General features: G+C 42.5%; 14 protein-coding genes and 1 tRNA gene. 7 read left to right on the top strand and 8 right to left on the bottom strand.

Features of this window, described 5'->3' with window-relative positions; all coding sequences use genetic code 11:
* Nucleotides 1-10: 10 nt before the first annotated feature.
* The gene (locus ACMH5P_RS03005) at nucleotides 11-1,024 is read left to right on the top strand and encodes a glycosyltransferase family 9 protein (RefSeq protein ID WP_459492828.1); all 1,014 of its coding nucleotides are present in this window, start codon (nucleotides 11-13) and stop codon (nucleotides 1,022-1,024) included.
* Here ACMH5P_RS03005 and ACMH5P_RS03000 read toward each other — a convergent pair.
* From ACMH5P_RS03000 to rfbC, 3 genes are read right to left on the bottom strand one after another with little or no spacing between them, the layout of a single operon-like run.
* The gene (locus ACMH5P_RS03000) at nucleotides 1,004-1,921 is read right to left on the bottom strand and encodes an aspartate carbamoyltransferase catalytic subunit (protein WP_459492827.1); all 918 of its coding nucleotides are present in this window, start codon (nucleotides 1,919-1,921) and stop codon (nucleotides 1,004-1,006) included. The two genes, ACMH5P_RS03005 and ACMH5P_RS03000, sit on opposite strands and share 21 nt — an antisense overlap.
* 4 nt (nucleotides 1,922-1,925) lie before the next feature.
* Nucleotides 1,926-2,462, bottom strand: coding sequence for a bifunctional pyr operon transcriptional regulator/uracil phosphoribosyltransferase PyrR (gene pyrR, locus ACMH5P_RS02995; protein ID WP_459492826.1), 537 nt, complete (start codon nucleotides 2,460-2,462; stop codon nucleotides 1,926-1,928).
* A gap of 19 nt (nucleotides 2,463-2,481) precedes the next feature.
* Complete coding sequence (gene rfbC / locus ACMH5P_RS02990) at nucleotides 2,482-3,024, bottom strand: dTDP-4-dehydrorhamnose 3,5-epimerase (RefSeq protein WP_459492825.1); 543 nt, start codon at nucleotides 3,022-3,024, stop codon at nucleotides 2,482-2,484.
* A 103-nt stretch (nucleotides 3,025-3,127) separates the two neighbouring features.
* Here rfbC and pyrF point away from each other — a divergent pair, with 103 nt between their 5' ends.
* Both pyrF and ACMH5P_RS02980 read left to right on the top strand, forming a co-directional pair.
* The gene (pyrF, locus tag ACMH5P_RS02985; protein ID WP_459492824.1) at nucleotides 3,128-3,955 is read left to right on the top strand and encodes an orotidine-5'-phosphate decarboxylase; all 828 of its coding nucleotides are present in this window, start codon (nucleotides 3,128-3,130) and stop codon (nucleotides 3,953-3,955) included.
* 1 nt (nucleotide 3,956) lies between these two features.
* Nucleotides 3,957-4,364 carry a DUF2721 domain-containing protein gene (locus tag ACMH5P_RS02980; protein WP_459492823.1) on the top strand — a complete coding sequence of 136 codons (408 nt, stop codon included), beginning with the start codon at nucleotides 3,957-3,959 and terminating at the stop codon, nucleotides 4,362-4,364.
* Nucleotides 4,365-4,543: 179 nt separating this feature from the next.
* On the opposite strand, the gene glgB is transcribed toward ACMH5P_RS02980, so the two are convergent.
* Complete coding sequence (gene glgB / locus ACMH5P_RS02975; RefSeq protein WP_459492822.1) at nucleotides 4,544-6,442, bottom strand: 1,4-alpha-glucan branching protein GlgB; 1,899 nt, start codon at nucleotides 6,440-6,442, stop codon at nucleotides 4,544-4,546.
* Between the two features lie 128 nt (nucleotides 6,443-6,570).
* On the opposite strand from glgB, the gene ACMH5P_RS02970 reads away from it, so the two are divergent.
* Nucleotides 6,571-6,642: transfer RNA gene (locus ACMH5P_RS02970), tRNA-Glu, on the top strand.
* A 110-nt stretch (nucleotides 6,643-6,752) separates the two neighbouring features.
* Here the strand turns inward: ACMH5P_RS02970 and ACMH5P_RS02965 are convergent.
* From ACMH5P_RS02965 to ACMH5P_RS02955, 3 genes are all read right to left on the bottom strand, one after another.
* Complete coding sequence (locus tag ACMH5P_RS02965; RefSeq protein WP_459492821.1) at nucleotides 6,753-7,475, bottom strand: bacteriorhodopsin-like; 723 nt, start codon at nucleotides 7,473-7,475, stop codon at nucleotides 6,753-6,755.
* Between the two features lie 132 nt (nucleotides 7,476-7,607).
* The gene (locus ACMH5P_RS02960; RefSeq protein ID WP_459492820.1) at nucleotides 7,608-8,471 is read right to left on the bottom strand and encodes a Brp/Blh family beta-carotene 15,15'-dioxygenase; all 864 of its coding nucleotides are present in this window, start codon (nucleotides 8,469-8,471) and stop codon (nucleotides 7,608-7,610) included.
* Complete coding sequence (locus ACMH5P_RS02955) at nucleotides 8,468-9,586, bottom strand: lycopene cyclase family protein (protein WP_459492819.1); 1,119 nt, start codon at nucleotides 9,584-9,586, stop codon at nucleotides 8,468-8,470. The genes ACMH5P_RS02960 and ACMH5P_RS02955 overlap by 4 nt, the downstream gene beginning before the upstream one ends.
* 164 nt (nucleotides 9,587-9,750) lie before the next feature.
* On the opposite strand from ACMH5P_RS02955, the gene ACMH5P_RS02950 reads away from it, so the two are divergent.
* Nucleotides 9,751-11,115: an alginate export family protein gene (locus ACMH5P_RS02950; protein ID WP_459492818.1), complete on the top strand. Its 1,365-nt coding sequence runs from the start codon at nucleotides 9,751-9,753 to the stop codon at nucleotides 11,113-11,115.
* Here ACMH5P_RS02950 and ACMH5P_RS02945 read toward each other — a convergent pair.
* Nucleotides 11,105-12,547, bottom strand: coding sequence for a sodium:solute symporter (locus ACMH5P_RS02945; RefSeq protein ID WP_459492817.1), 1,443 nt, complete (start codon nucleotides 12,545-12,547; stop codon nucleotides 11,105-11,107). The genes ACMH5P_RS02950 and ACMH5P_RS02945 overlap by 11 nt on opposite strands.
* A gap of 138 nt (nucleotides 12,548-12,685) precedes the next feature.
* Between ACMH5P_RS02945 and ACMH5P_RS02940 the strand changes: the two genes are divergently transcribed.
* Together ACMH5P_RS02940 and recR are read left to right on the top strand one after the other, a co-directional pair.
* Nucleotides 12,686-12,937: an ATP-dependent Clp protease adaptor ClpS gene (locus ACMH5P_RS02940; RefSeq protein WP_459492993.1), complete on the top strand. Its 252-nt coding sequence runs from the start codon at nucleotides 12,686-12,688 to the stop codon at nucleotides 12,935-12,937.
* 6 nt (nucleotides 12,938-12,943) lie between these two features.
* A complete protein-coding gene (recR, locus tag ACMH5P_RS02935) occupies nucleotides 12,944-13,552 on the top strand; it encodes a recombination mediator RecR (RefSeq protein ID WP_459492816.1) in 609 nt (202 codons plus the stop codon).
* The last annotated feature ends 8 nt before the right edge of the window (nucleotides 13,553-13,560 follow it).

Genomic DNA, 13,560 nt, shown 5'->3' with positions numbered 1-13,560 from the left:
CAAATTTTTCATGTCCTTCCCAAACAAAGTACTGATTATTCAAACGGCCTTCTTGGGGGATGCCATTTTGATCAGCTCTTTGTTGGATAAAATCCGCATCGAATCCCCGGAATCTTCCATACACTTATTAGTCCGCAAGGGCAACGAATCCATTTTTCAGGCCTATCCGCATACAAACCTAGCCAAGGTGTGGACCTATGATAAAAAGCAAAAATGGGCCTCTTGGCGTGCGTTAAGAGGACAGTTTCAAAAGGAACATTTTGATCAGGTCTTTGTTGCTCAGCGTTTCTTCGGAATGGGTTTATTGAGTGTGTGTATCGGAGCCAAAAAGGTAATTGGATTCGACAAAAATCCATTGTCTTGGTTATTTACTGAAAAGGTGCACCATGAGTGGGGAACGGGAAAACACGAGACCGAACGCAATACCGATTTATTAATGTCTTGGTTAGGTCCTAAAGTCTATAAACCCTTCTTAAATCCGAAAGAAAATTCTTTGCCGGATGGTCTAGAGTCGAAGCAATATATTTGCATTTCTCCGGGTTCCGTTTGGGAGACAAAACGACTCCCCGTTCGCGTTTGGGTCGATTTCATCAAGCTTTTACCCGAGAACCAAGTGGTGGTTTTGATGGGTGCGCCGAATGAAGTTGTTCTATCGAATGAGATTGCACAAGCCTGCCCGAACCATCGAATTTTCAATGAGGCGGGGAAACATGGTTTGGTGGATGCGATACGGATTTTCCAACAGTCCTTGATGTCATACGTGAATGACTCAGGACCCATGCATTTCTGTTCCGCGGTGAACACGCCGACGGTCGCGGTATTCTGTTCCACGATACCTTCTTTTGGTTTTGGGCCATTAGCGGACTGGAATCGGATTATTGAAGTAAAAGACTTGATTTGTCGGCCTTGCGGTGACCATGGGAAGAAATCCTGTCCCTTGCAGCATTATGCCTGTGGAAATCAAATCTCAGGAGATTCACTGTTCCAATCTTATCAAGAATTATTAGCTTCGAGAAGCGAGTAGGTAAAGAACTGCCATACGGACAGCCACGCCATTTTCTACCTGGTCTAGGATAATGGAATGGGGTGAATCAGCGGCATCTGAGCTTAATTCCACGCCTCGGTTAATCGGTCCGGGGTGCATCAAAACGATTTCTTTTGGCAATTCCTCCAACATCTGTCGTGTGATTCCAAAGAATTGGGAATATTCGCGAAGACTTGGGAAGTATTTGATTTGTTGGCGCTCCAATTGAATCCGCAACACATTCGCTGCATCACACCATTCGAGTGTGCTTTTTACGTCGTGGGATACTTCGACGCCCAAGGATTGAATATGCTTGGGAATTAAGGTGCTTGGTCCGCAGAGACGAACATTGGCGCCTTGTTTCTTCAGGGCATAGATATTCGAAAGGGCTACTCGCGAGTGGAGGATATCTCCGATAATCGCGATGTTTTTACCCGCTAGGTCCCCTAATTTTTCTTGGAGTGAATAGGTGTCCAATAAGGCTTGCGTCGGGTGCTCATGCGTTCCGTCGCCGGCATTGACGATATTTGCCTTGATGTGTTTCGCTAAATAATGCGGAGCACCTGGGCTCGCGTGGCGCATGACAATCATATCCACTTTCATCGCGAGGATGTTATTCACGGTGTCTAACAAGGTTTCTCCTTTTTTGACTGAACTTCCAGAGGCAGAAAAATTAATGGTATCGGCTGATAAACGCTTTTCGGCTAGTTCGAAGGATAAACGGGTACGGGTGGAGTTTTCAAAAAATACATTGGCAATCGTAACATCACGCAAAGAAGGAACTTTTTTAATCGGTCGGTTGAGAACTTCTTTAAATTCTTTGGCCGTTTTAACGATTAGGTGAATAGATTCTTCATCTAAATCTTTGATTCCTAATAAGTGTGGCGATTTCAACATATTGTTATTGGGTGATTAACCAAATTTTATCTGCTTCATGTCCTTGTTCTTTCCACTCGACGAGCACTTTTTCGGTTGGGAGTGTATTGACACTCTTGCCTACGTAGTCGGCATTAATGGGAAGATCTCGGTTATATATGCGGTCGATTAAGACACATAGTTCAACTTTTGCGGGTCTGCCAAATGAATTCATGGCATCCAATGCCGCGCGTACCATCCGCCCCGTTGCTAATACATCATCCACTAAAATCACGCGCTTATTCTCAATTAAGAAAGAAATATCGGTGGAGTTTGGTGCGATGGTATCGCGTCTGCGGTAGTCGTCACGAAAGAAGGTGGCGTCTAATCGACCCACGGGAAAGGAGGTGTTTAATTGTTTACCGAGTTCGTTCGCGATGCGTTCCGCGAAATAGATTCCACGCGGCTGTAGGCCTAGAATAACGGTTTCGGTATCTTTGATTTGATTTTCAATGAGCTCTTGGCATAACCGGGAGATGGTTATTTCCAGTAGTGGGCTTGATAGAATCAGCTTGCGAGTCATTGATGCAAAGGTATGAATTTTACTTAAATATTGTTTCGTTTGAATCAAATAGCGGTAAAATTTGGTCTTTATCCGATACAATTGGGTTTTCCACGCCCCATTGGATGTTTAAGGTAGGATCATTCCAGCGAATTCCTGATTCTGCTTCTTTGTTCCAAAAATCGGTACACTTATAAACGAAAATGGTTTCGGTAAGCGCCACAAAACCGTGAGCAAAACCGACCGGAACGTAAAGCATATTGCCTATTTCAGCGTCTAGGATGTACTTACCATGTTGGCCAAAGGTAGGTGAGCTTTTTCGCAAATCCACCACCACATCCAATACTTTACCTGTCATGCAACGAACAAGTTTGCCTTGTCCATGGGGATCTTTTTGAAAATGTAGGCCCCGGATTACACCAGCGGTAGAGAAAGAATAATTGTCTTGCACGAAATTTTCGGTGATTCCATTGGCCGCAAAACGAGTTTGGTTGTAGGATTCGTAAAAATGCCCCCGGTCGTCGTGAAATTTGGTAGGTATATATTCAATGATGCCGGGTAGCTCGTGCTGGATGAATTGCATAGAAATTAAATTCCTTTGTTTGATTTGACCTTGGAAAGGCCTTAATTTGTGCCAAAATTATCGATATTTAGGCATTAATACAAAGCCTTTCTCCCAATTCAGCATGAATTCAAATGAATTAGTTAAGCATATTGAAAATAAGCGCTCATTTCTATGCGTGGGCTTGGATACGGACCCCAAATTAATCCCGTCTTCCTTTCAAAAAGAGGCGGATCCGGTATTTGCTTTCAACAAGGCAGTGATTGATGCCACAGCAGATTATGCAGTTGCTTATAAGCCAAACATTGCCTTCTATGAGGCATTTGGGCCCAAAGGTTGGGAGAGTCTTCAGAAGACGATGGAATACATTCCAAAAGATATTTTCACCATCGCGGATGCGAAACGTGGGGATATTGGGAATACGGCCTACATGTATGCGCAGACTTTTTTTGACCCGAATTCGGCGGGATTGAATTTTGATTCTGTAACGGTAGCACCCTATATGGGTCATGATTCGGTGGAGCCTTTCTTGCGATTTGAGGATAAGTGGGTGATTTTGTTGGCCATGACTTCGAATCCGGGTGGTCTTGATTTCCAAATGACGAAATCGGAGGATTACATTCCGATGTATGAGCGTGTGATGCGTTTAGCGCAGACCTGGGGAACGCCGGAGCAAATGATGTTTGTGATCGGAGCGACTCGTTCAGATTTCCTGCAAAAAGTTCGAGAGATTGCGCCGGATAATTTCTTCTTGGTACCGGGTGTCGGTGCGCAAGGAGGTAGTTTGGAGGATGTAGCGAGGTATGCGATGAATTCGCGTGTGGGACTTTTGGTCAATTCATCCCGGGGAATTATTTACGCGGGAGATAATCCAGCCGTGGATGCAAAGCGTGAAGCGAAGAAGGTTCAGGAAGAAATGGCTATGTATTTAGACGAATATTATATTAAGTAAGATGGAATTAGGCATAGGTACCCCGGCATTATTGTTCTCAACGGTTTCTTTGTTGATGATTGCATTCACCAATCGTTTCATGTCCATGGCTTCTTTGATTCGGGGCTTGCATGAGAAGTTCCAACAGAATCCGGACGATTCGATTTTAAAACAAATTGAAAATCTCCGACTACGAATGAAGTTGATTCAGAACATGCAAATCATCGCCATCGTTAGTCTGATTTTGAGTGTTATCTGCATGTTTTTTATCTTTTTTGAAATGCAGATGGTCGCTCGATGGTTCTTTGGAATTGCACTCTTAGGTATGAGCGTGGCTTTAATGCTGAGTGCCTGGGAGATTACGATCTCGACGAAAGCGCTAGAGGTGGAGCTTTCCGATATGGAAGATATCTTGGCCAAGAAACATTAATTATTCGAAAAGTATAAATTTTCCGCTGAATATTTCGAAAATTGAAATATAGTAGTATTTTTGTGTACAATATTGATTTAAAAGGGCTCAAAAGGGCTTGATTATACAAATACTACTTAGGCGGATTGAATAAAGGCTCGGAATTTTTCTGAGTCTTTATTGTTTCTGCCTATTTGTATTTAAGCCTTTAGGATGAGGCAAGAAAGGGGAGGAAGGTTTACGGAAATAGAGAATGCCTTGCCGTGCCAACCATATTCTTCGGTCATCGCTGCGCCGGAAGTAGGGTAGTCGGACCCACCAAAAACGCCCTTATCCGAATTAAACAACACCTTCCAAACACCCGGCAAAGGTACACCGATGCGGTAATCCTCGCGAGGGGCAGGGGTCAGATTAAGGATAACGATGATTTGATCCTTGGTTTTTTCGCCTTTACGTAGGAAACTAATCACGGAATTTCCTTGGTCATTGGATTCTAGCCACTCAAACGTCTCATGCGAGAACTGTTTTTTGTACAAGGCCGGTTCCTCGCGATATAGCTTATTCAAGGCCTTCATGGTCTCTTGAATCCCTTTGTGTGAGGCATGTTCGGTTAAATGCCAATCCAAGCTAACGCTGTGGTTCCATTCTTCTCTTTGGCCAAATTCACCTCCTTGGAAGATTAACTTCGTGCCGGGATGCGTGAATTGCTCTGCGAATAAGAGACGTAGGTTGGCAAATTTTTGCCAATCATCTCCTGGCATTTTATTCAATAAGGAGTTCTTGCCATAAACCACCTCATCGTGGGATAGGGGGAGGCAGAAGTTCTCCGTGAAGGCATAGATCAATGAGAAAGTCAATTCATTCAGGTGGTGCTGGCGATAAATCGGATCTTTCTGAAAGAAACGAAGGGTATCGTTCATCCAGCCCATCATCCATTTTTGGCCAAATCCTAAGCCACCCATAAAAACAGTTTTGGTTACGCCATTAAATGAGGTAGATTCTTCGGCAATGATTTGAATATCAGGGAATTCGCCGTACATGTGTACGTTCAGGTCCTGCAAAAAGGATATCGTATCTAAATTATGGTTTCCGCCAAACTCGTTAGGAATCCATTCGCCGTCATTACGAGAATAATCCAAGTAAAGCATGGATGCCACGGCGTCTACGCGTAGTCCGTCGACGTGGTAGCGATCCAACCAGAAGGCAGCGTTGGACAATAGGAAACTGCGCACTTCGGTCCGACCGTAGTCGAAGATATAGGATTTCCAGTCTGGGTGATAGCCCTTCCTCGGATCCGGATGTTCATAAATAGGTGTCCCGTCAAAGTCTTTTAAACCATGTGCGTCACCTGGGAAGTGGGAAGGAACCCAGTCGAGGAGCACCCCGATGCCTTCTTGATGGAATCGTTCCACGAGTCGCATGAATCCTTGCGGATCGCCGAAGCGAGAGGAAGGAGCGAAGTAGCCTGTGATTTGATATCCCCAAGAGGGAGCATATGGGTGTTCCATGACTGGCATGAATTCCACGTGGGTGAAATTCATTTCTTTGACATAGGAAACGAGTTTATCTGCGAAATCGTCGTAGCTTAAATATTGGTCATCGAGTGTCTTTTGCCAAGAGCCTAAATGTACTTCATATACCGACATTGGTGCATCCAATGCGTTTATGGCATGTCGGTTTTGCATCCAGGGAGCATCATTCCATTCTTTGTAGGTCGACCAAACGATACTGGCTGTTTTGGGCGGTGTCTCGCAGAAAAGGCCCATGGGGTCTAATTTCTCCAGGTATTCGCCTGATTTGGCTTGTATGCCGTATTTATAGGTTTCCCCGTTGCGAACGCCGGGGATAAAACCTTCCCAAATGCCGGAGCTGTCCCAGCGTTTTAGGAGCGGGTGTGAAAATTTATCCCAAAAATTGAAATTTCCGATGACATGAACCGCGTCTGCGTTGGGAGCCCAAACCGCAAAGAAGGTTCCGATCTCTCCCTCATGTTCCAATTCGAAGGCCCCTAATTTCTCGTAAAGCCGTGTGTGCTTGCCATTTAGGAAGAGCGCCACATCAAAATCGGTCAGTTTAGAAAAGGGTTTTACAATGGCCATAAGGGGTTCAGTTTCAATGATAAGGCTAAAATAGCGAAAATTAATTAGAAAAAAATACGCTTTTTTTTGAGGAGGTAGTTTGTATTTAAACGGGAAAAGTCTACCTTTGTGCCACCAAAATAAATAATGGTCCGTTCGTCTAGGGGTTAGGACACGTCCCTTTCACGGATGAAACACGGGTTCGATTCCCGTACGGACTACTTCGGTAGGCAAAAAACCACTCAGGGCGAGTGGTTTTTTTGTTTTTGTCTATTGAATAAAAAAGAGGACCCTCGCTGAGGGCCCTCTTTTTTAATCGAGGAAAGAATCCTTATGCTTTCGCTGCAGAAGCTCCTTTTGCGATGCTGTATACAACTAAACCGAAACCGATTTTGTTGATGGCATCCGCAATGTTGTAAGCTAAGTCAATGTTACCTGACATGCTGCTCAACAAGTTGCCTGGCAACATCATGTAGCCGATTGGATAGATTGCCCAACCTACTAATGTGAACCAACGCATTACTTTGTAACCTGATTTTACGTGCTCGTTATCAGATGATGCAGCTAATTTAGATGCCTCTCCTGCGTAGATTTCGTAAATGATTACCGCCCAACCCAATGTTGAGATGATTCCCCACATTACGTTTTGCTCAGGTACAACAGCCTCACCGATGTAACCTGCTACCAACATAACAACTGATCCAAAGATCAAACGAGTTAGCATACCTGTCTTTGCACCAGCTGGCTTTAAGATTAAGAAATACTCAATACACATCAATGGAACCGTTAAAGTCCAGTCAATGTAACGGAATTGAGTGGGTGATTCATGCGTCTCTAACCATACACCACGCATGTAAAAATAATGTACTGCAGCAATAAAGGTGATCAAAGCAGAAATCAATAAAGATGTTTTCCACTTGTCATTCACTGTGCCTCTCTCAACGATGAAGAAGATAGATGCTGCAAGCATGGACATATACCCTGTAAAGAAGGTAAATCCGATGTAATCTCCGGCCGCTAGCGTACCATTCAATAAAATGTTTAATGTTTCCATAATAGTAAGCGTTTAAATTGAAAAATAATTAAATAAGATTTTAATGATAAATGTAAAACTCTGATAATCAATAATTTGTTTTGAATGTACTTAAAAAAGTTTAAAAAAAAATTAAAATTTTACAATAGTGCCTTAATTATGCGTTCTATGCGCGATTTGGTGCATTAAAAAAAAATGGGGTAAGGTGAGAATCGATAAAAAAATAAAGGCATGAGCCAACCATTTTTCGGAATCGACAAATGAAATATACCCGATTCCCAGGATGATTGCGACTAGGCTAAGGGGTAGAAGTTTTTGATATAGTTGGCCAAATGTCATTTGCAAGGATTCACTCAAGACACGAAGGCTATAGGTAGCATGACATGCCCCAAAATAACACATGAAGGCAGGAATTAAGGGGATATACATTCCAATGATCAATGTAAGCAGTGTATTGATAAAGTAAGCGAAATGTTCCCTTTGAAAGCCCAATAACATCATTCCCAGGAAATAATAGGTGGAAATGTTACCCAAACGATAGGTGGAACCCATAGGTAAATGAGCCAAAACCGCATTGACTTCCTCCCGGTGACTTGTCAATATAAATCCTAAGATACCGAGCCCCAAAAAGCTAGAGCGAACAATTTGTAGGATATATTCTCCATTCGTTGTAATGGGTGAATAGGTAGCGCTACTTTCAATATCACCAAAATGGAAAATGGAAATGCCGATAAATAAAATAAAGGATAATTCGGGGAAGAAATGCCAACAAACACCATAGGCCAACATAATGCCTAAATACTTGATGATAAAAAGCGCTAGCTTAAATTTTTCTTTTTTTTGTTCAGCAAGTCGCTGTGCCACTAAATGATCAACTGCGCCATGTGGAATTCCAAGGAGGATGAGCATCAAGGCACCAAATAGTAGATCGAGGTGTTTCAGGTCCACTAAAATGAAACTTAGTAGCATATAGAGCATACTGGCCACTATTCCCCCGGAAGTGTATAAGCGTGTCATTGTATACTTTGGAATAAATGCTTTAAAAACAAAGGAATATTGAGGCGGCTGAATAGCACGATTTCCTCCCAAAGGCTCGTTTTTTCATCTAAAAAACGTAAAATCTTTCCAAAAGAAGTCTTTTGAAATAATTGGTCCATCACGTTGGGAATCACATGATTCTCCGAGTGAATCATGTGTAGGAGAATGGAATCATAGAACGCAAATCGAGCACTTCGTTTGGAAACCTGATTCATCACCCGATGCTTCGCATCTCGATGCATTCGGGTAAATGCGTAACCCGTCGACGCCTTAACCTGCCCACCCGCAGTGCCGATCTGAAAGATTAAGGAGTCATTGTTTGCCTTGTGGGTCGTTAGACACATGGGGATGGTGCCAACTTCCGTATCAAGGATTTTGTATTTTTGATTAGGGTAATTGGCCGACATATATTCGTTCCAACTATGATCATAACTAGCCTGATCATAGCCTGACTTACTGAAAACAGTCGTTTCAATCAACGCGCGCTTTTTGTCAAAGGGTAGAATGTAATGGAAGGCTGTAAATTGATCCTGCGATTGTTTTTGACTAAAATCCATCAGCGTTACCGCTGTATCATCCAAAATTTCTTTCTCAAACTCGATAAATTTCCCCCAAAAATGCTGTTGGATCGCGCAAGGCGAAGCTTTTATTCTAGAATCTGCCACGCGTTTAGCTGCGTAATTTCCTCCTTCGCGCAAATTTATTGATACATTTTCCGCTGATTCAACTAATTCATCCACCCATCCTTGTACGACCGTGATTTGAGGATGTTGTGGAATAAATTGTTCAAAAAAATACCGATAATAATTGGTAGACGAGATAAAGTGATAGGACATCGGACCAATTGTTTCCGTTTGTGTTATGTTTTCACTGGAACGAAAGGTTATTTTAGGCCAGGATTTTTCAATTAGAAAAGGAAAGGACTCTCTACCTGATTCAGCCCAGAAGCACCAGCTTTTTTTGGTTCGATCACCTGAATCGATTACTAAAACCTTCGCGTTCGCATGAGCCGGAACTTGATAATATTCATACAATAGCTGTAAACCCGCCGCACCAGCTCCAATAATCGCTAAGTCAAATCGCGCTGCCGACATAAATATGAATATTTTTATAAATTATTGTAAGTAAACTGATTGATTGGTGAAAGGTTTTGATAATCAGTTAATTATCACACAAAAGCAGGATAGGAGCCCCTAGGTGCCTTTTTTATTTTTAGGCAATTGTCGGTACCTTTAAGAACTCATTGTTAATCTTAGTCTTGTTTAAAAAGTCTGTTGTTTTCGTCTTCATTTTTTGCATCGTTCATTCGCTCGATGCTCAAAACATTGCTCGATTACGTGCTGATGATGACTTTTCCTACCTTAAAAAGGATACCTCACATAAATCTTGGGATGAGCGTTTGAAATTTATGTCCCTAACTAATGATGTCAACATCAGTATTGGGGGGGAATGGCGTGAACAGTACCAAAATTATACCCATGCGAATTTTGGGCAATTTCCAGCTTCCTTTACCGAAGAGAGTCCGCACCAGTGGATGCACCGAATCATGTTGCATGCAGATCTTAGGTACAAACAATCCTTGCGATTATTTGCCCAAGTAAACAATACAGCTCGATTTCTCAATCCCAATCCCATAGTTTCCCAAGTAGATCAAAATCTTCTTTCCATTCATCAATTGTTCGTTGAGTTTGAGCCCATTAAAAAAATGCGAGTTCGATTGGGCAAGCAAGAGATGCTATACGGGCAAGAACGCTTTATTGCATCGCGTGAAGGACCCAATACCCGTCAAAATTTTCTTGGATTACATGCCATTTGGAATTTACCCAAGAGCCAATTGCACCCTTTTATCGTGAAACCCATTCGAATGCTTCCCGGCTATCTGGATGACGGCCTTGCCAACGAGGTATTTTTAGGTTCCTATTGGATTAAGCCACGTTTGTATTCAAAATTGAATCTCGATGCCTATTATTTTTTCCTTGAAAGCACCCAGCGTGAATATGTCTTCAAAAAAGGGTTCGAACAAAGGCACACGGCCGGCTTACATGTCTATTCTCCTCTCCAACAAATTAATTACGATGTTGAATTTGCACACCAATGGGGGCGATTTAATTCGCTGGATATTTCGGCTTGGATGCTGGTATGGGATTTAAATTTTGAAGCGAAGAAGCACGTCTATGTGGGATTTAGCGGAAATTATGTTCCCGGAGATGAATCCACGACCGATCAACAATTGAATACATTCAATACGTTATATGCCCGACCGCCTTTTGGGCAAACGGTTGCCCTGAATATCACCAACACGCTAAATCTAAGTCCTTATTTACGCTATCAGGCAGGAACTAAATGGTTGGCCACCGCTCGAGCCTCTATCGTCAATCGAACGAGCAAAGCCGATGGTATTTTTACGCCAAATATGTCTCCTTTACGTCCCCTAAAATTAGATGCGGTGTCTGATCAGACTGGTATCTGTGACATATATGCGTTGGATGTCAACTATGTTCCTACGAAACATTATTTCTTTCAAGCCGAATTGGGATTCTGCAAGGCAGGTAACTACTTGAAAGACTCAGGGCCAGGGAAGGACGTCGTTTATTTCGCCTTCCGAAACGCGATTAAATTTTAGCCTTTTCCCGAATACTCCAAAGTAGCAAGTAACAAATCGCCCCGTTCAAGATTAATTTCGCAAATCCAAAACCGCCAAATAAGGCTTGTGATTGCGTCTCCAAAATAAAAGTAATGATCGGAGAGGCCACGCAAACTAATGGGACATAACGGTCTTTGATCGCTGTTTTTGTGAATAATCCAAAGGCAAATAGGCCCAACAAAGGTCCGTAGGTGTATCCTGCCAAATTAAAGACAGCCCCGATTAATTCTTGGTTATTAAAGACATGGAACAATCCGATTACGATGAAGAATAACACAGAAAATCCAATATGGACACGGTGTTTGATTTTGTTTCGTTTGGCTTCTTGGAATTTCTCAATACGCAAGAAATCTATACAAAATGAGGTTGTCAGAGCCGTTAACGCCGAATCAGAGCTCGCATACGATGCTGCAATGATTCCCAATAAAAAGGTTACGGCCGCCAAGGTTCCGAAATTTCCACCCAAAGCCAACAAAGGATATAATTCATCTGTTTTTGCTGGAATTGCAATCTGATTCGTTTGTGCGTAAATGTATAATAACGCTCCAAGTGCCAGGAATAATAAATTGATAAACAAAAGCACCCAATAGAACCAAAACATGTTCTTTTGAGCTTCCCCAATCGATTTACATGTTAAATTCTTTTGCATCAAATCTTGATCCAAACCCGTCATCACAATAGCAATAAACACTCCAGCCAAAAAGTCTTTTCCAAAGAAATGGGGGTGCTTCCAATCCCACTCAAACATGTGTGAATAGGGGCTTTTTTCGATCGTTTGGATCATATCCCCAATTCCCATATTCATTTGTTGGCCCACCAAAACAATCGTAATAAAGAGCGCAACCAATAAAAACAAGGTTTGTAAGGTATCTGTCCATATAATCGTCTTAACCCCACCACGATGTGTGTAAAGCCAAATCAGCGCAATCGAAATGAAAACGGTCAATACAAATGGGACGCCAATCGGCTCAAAAATCGCTATTTGAAGGACATTAACTGCTAAATACAAGCGTGCCGCCGAGCCGATTGTTCGTGATAATAAGAAAAAGGCAGAGCCCGTTTTATAAGCCCAAAATCCGAAACGAGTCTCTAGATAGCCATAAATGGAAATCAAATTCAGTCGGTAATAGAGCGGCATCAAAACCAATGCAATCGTCAGATAGCCCAATGAATGCCCTAAGATGACTTGGTAGTAGGTGAAATAGGTCTTTCCAACGGCACCGGGCACCGAAATAAAGGTCAATCCGGAAATGGATGTACCAATCATTCCGAAAGCAACTAGCCACCAAGGGGACTGTCGGTTCGCCGTAAAAAAGTCGTTGGTATCCGCCCCGCGCGAAGTGATGTACGAAATGACTAGAAGTAGGCCAAAATAGATGGCAAGAATTCCACCGGCTAATTGTACAGACATAGAGGTTTAACGGATTTTTATTAGATTTGTATGAGGTGAATTAAATCTTTCAAAAATATGTATTTCTCCCAAGAAATTGATTTCATCAACAGTTTTTCTTTTGCTGAACAAGGGCAAGAGCAGACAGATGTCGCAGTCATGTTGGAAGAAGAGACATCTTTCGGTCATCAATTAGTCGTTTACAACGACGATGTCAATTCCTTCGAATACGTCATCATCACCTTAATTGAGGTTTGTCAGCATACGGCTGAGCAAGCGGAACAATGTACCTTGATGATTCATTTTCGGGGTAAATGTGGCGTCAAATCGGCACCTTACGAGGATTTGGTGGCCATGCGCAATGAAATTTGCCGACGAGGAATTTCGGCTGAAATCGAATCTGTAGAATAAGAGCCCATGATGCATACATACCCTTCTCGGATTATTGAACAGGCAGTGGAAGAAATTTCCAAATTGCCGGGTATTGGGAAGAAATCTGCCTTGCGTTTAGCTCTTCATCTTTTGAAACGTCCAGAAACGCAATCCTTGCAATTGGCGCATGCATTGGTTCAACTGCGTACCGAAACAAAGTTTTGTCCGAAATGCCACATGATTTCTGATGGAGATTTGTGCGGTATCTGTTCGAGCACAAAGCGTGATGAGACGATTTTATGTGTAGTGGAAGATTTGAGGGATGTGATGGCCATCGAAAATACGGGTCAATACACGGGATTATATCACGTTTTAGGCGGGATTATATCACCTTTAGCGGGAGTTTCTCCGAGTGATTTGCATATTGATTCATTAATCCAACGAGTTGCTTCAGGAGAATTCCAAGAGGTTATTTTGGGATTAAGCCCGACAATGGAAGGGGATACCACGGCCTTTTACTTAACTAAGAAATTGACCGAATATCAGATTAAAATATCGACCATTGCGCGCGGTATCCCAATTGGTGGGGATTTGGAATACACCGATGAAATTACCTTAGGAAGAAGTATCGTAGGTCGCGTGATTTACGAATAAGCACAAAA

This window comes from Aquirufa sp. 5-AUSEE-100C1, from assembly GCF_054558655.1.
The sequence above is the reverse complement of the archived record's forward strand: the minus strand, read 5'-3'. Positions and strand labels throughout refer to the sequence as shown.

Bases quoted from the DNA above. Each gene is read 5' to 3' on its own strand.
- ACMH5P_RS03005 (WP_459492828.1), top strand. From the start codon at position 11: ATGTCCTTCCCAAACAAAGTACTGATTATTCAAACGGCCTTCTTGGGG.
- ACMH5P_RS02965 (WP_459492821.1), bottom strand. From the start codon at position 7,475: ATGGAAACATTAAACATTTTATTGAATGGTACGCTAGCGGCCGGAGAT.
- pyrR (WP_459492826.1), bottom strand. From the start codon at position 2,462: ATGACTCGCAAGCTGATTCTATCAAGCCCACTACTGGAAATAACCATC.
- ACMH5P_RS02940 (WP_459492993.1), top strand. From the start codon at position 12,686: ATGTTGGAAGAAGAGACATCTTTCGGTCATCAATTAGTCGTTTACAAC.
- pyrF (WP_459492824.1), top strand. From the start codon at position 3,128: ATGAATTCAAATGAATTAGTTAAGCATATTGAAAATAAGCGCTCATTT.
- ACMH5P_RS03000 (WP_459492827.1), bottom strand. From the start codon at position 1,921: ATGTTGAAATCGCCACACTTATTAGGAATCAAAGATTTAGATGAAGAA.
- ACMH5P_RS02955 (WP_459492819.1), bottom strand. From the start codon at position 9,586: ATGTCGGCAGCGCGATTTGACTTAGCGATTATTGGAGCTGGTGCGGCG.
- ACMH5P_RS02945 (WP_459492817.1), bottom strand. From the start codon at position 12,547: ATGTCTGTACAATTAGCCGGTGGAATTCTTGCCATCTATTTTGGCCTA.
- ACMH5P_RS02960 (WP_459492820.1), bottom strand. From the start codon at position 8,471: ATGACACGCTTATACACTTCCGGGGGAATAGTGGCCAGTATGCTCTAT.
- recR (WP_459492816.1), top strand. From the start codon at position 12,944: ATGATGCATACATACCCTTCTCGGATTATTGAACAGGCAGTGGAAGAA.
- ACMH5P_RS02980 (WP_459492823.1), top strand. From the start codon at position 3,957: ATGGAATTAGGCATAGGTACCCCGGCATTATTGTTCTCAACGGTTTCT.
- glgB (WP_459492822.1), bottom strand. From the start codon at position 6,442: ATGGCCATTGTAAAACCCTTTTCTAAACTGACCGATTTTGATGTGGCG.
- rfbC (WP_459492825.1), bottom strand. From the start codon at position 3,024: ATGCAATTCATCCAGCACGAGCTACCCGGCATCATTGAATATATACCT.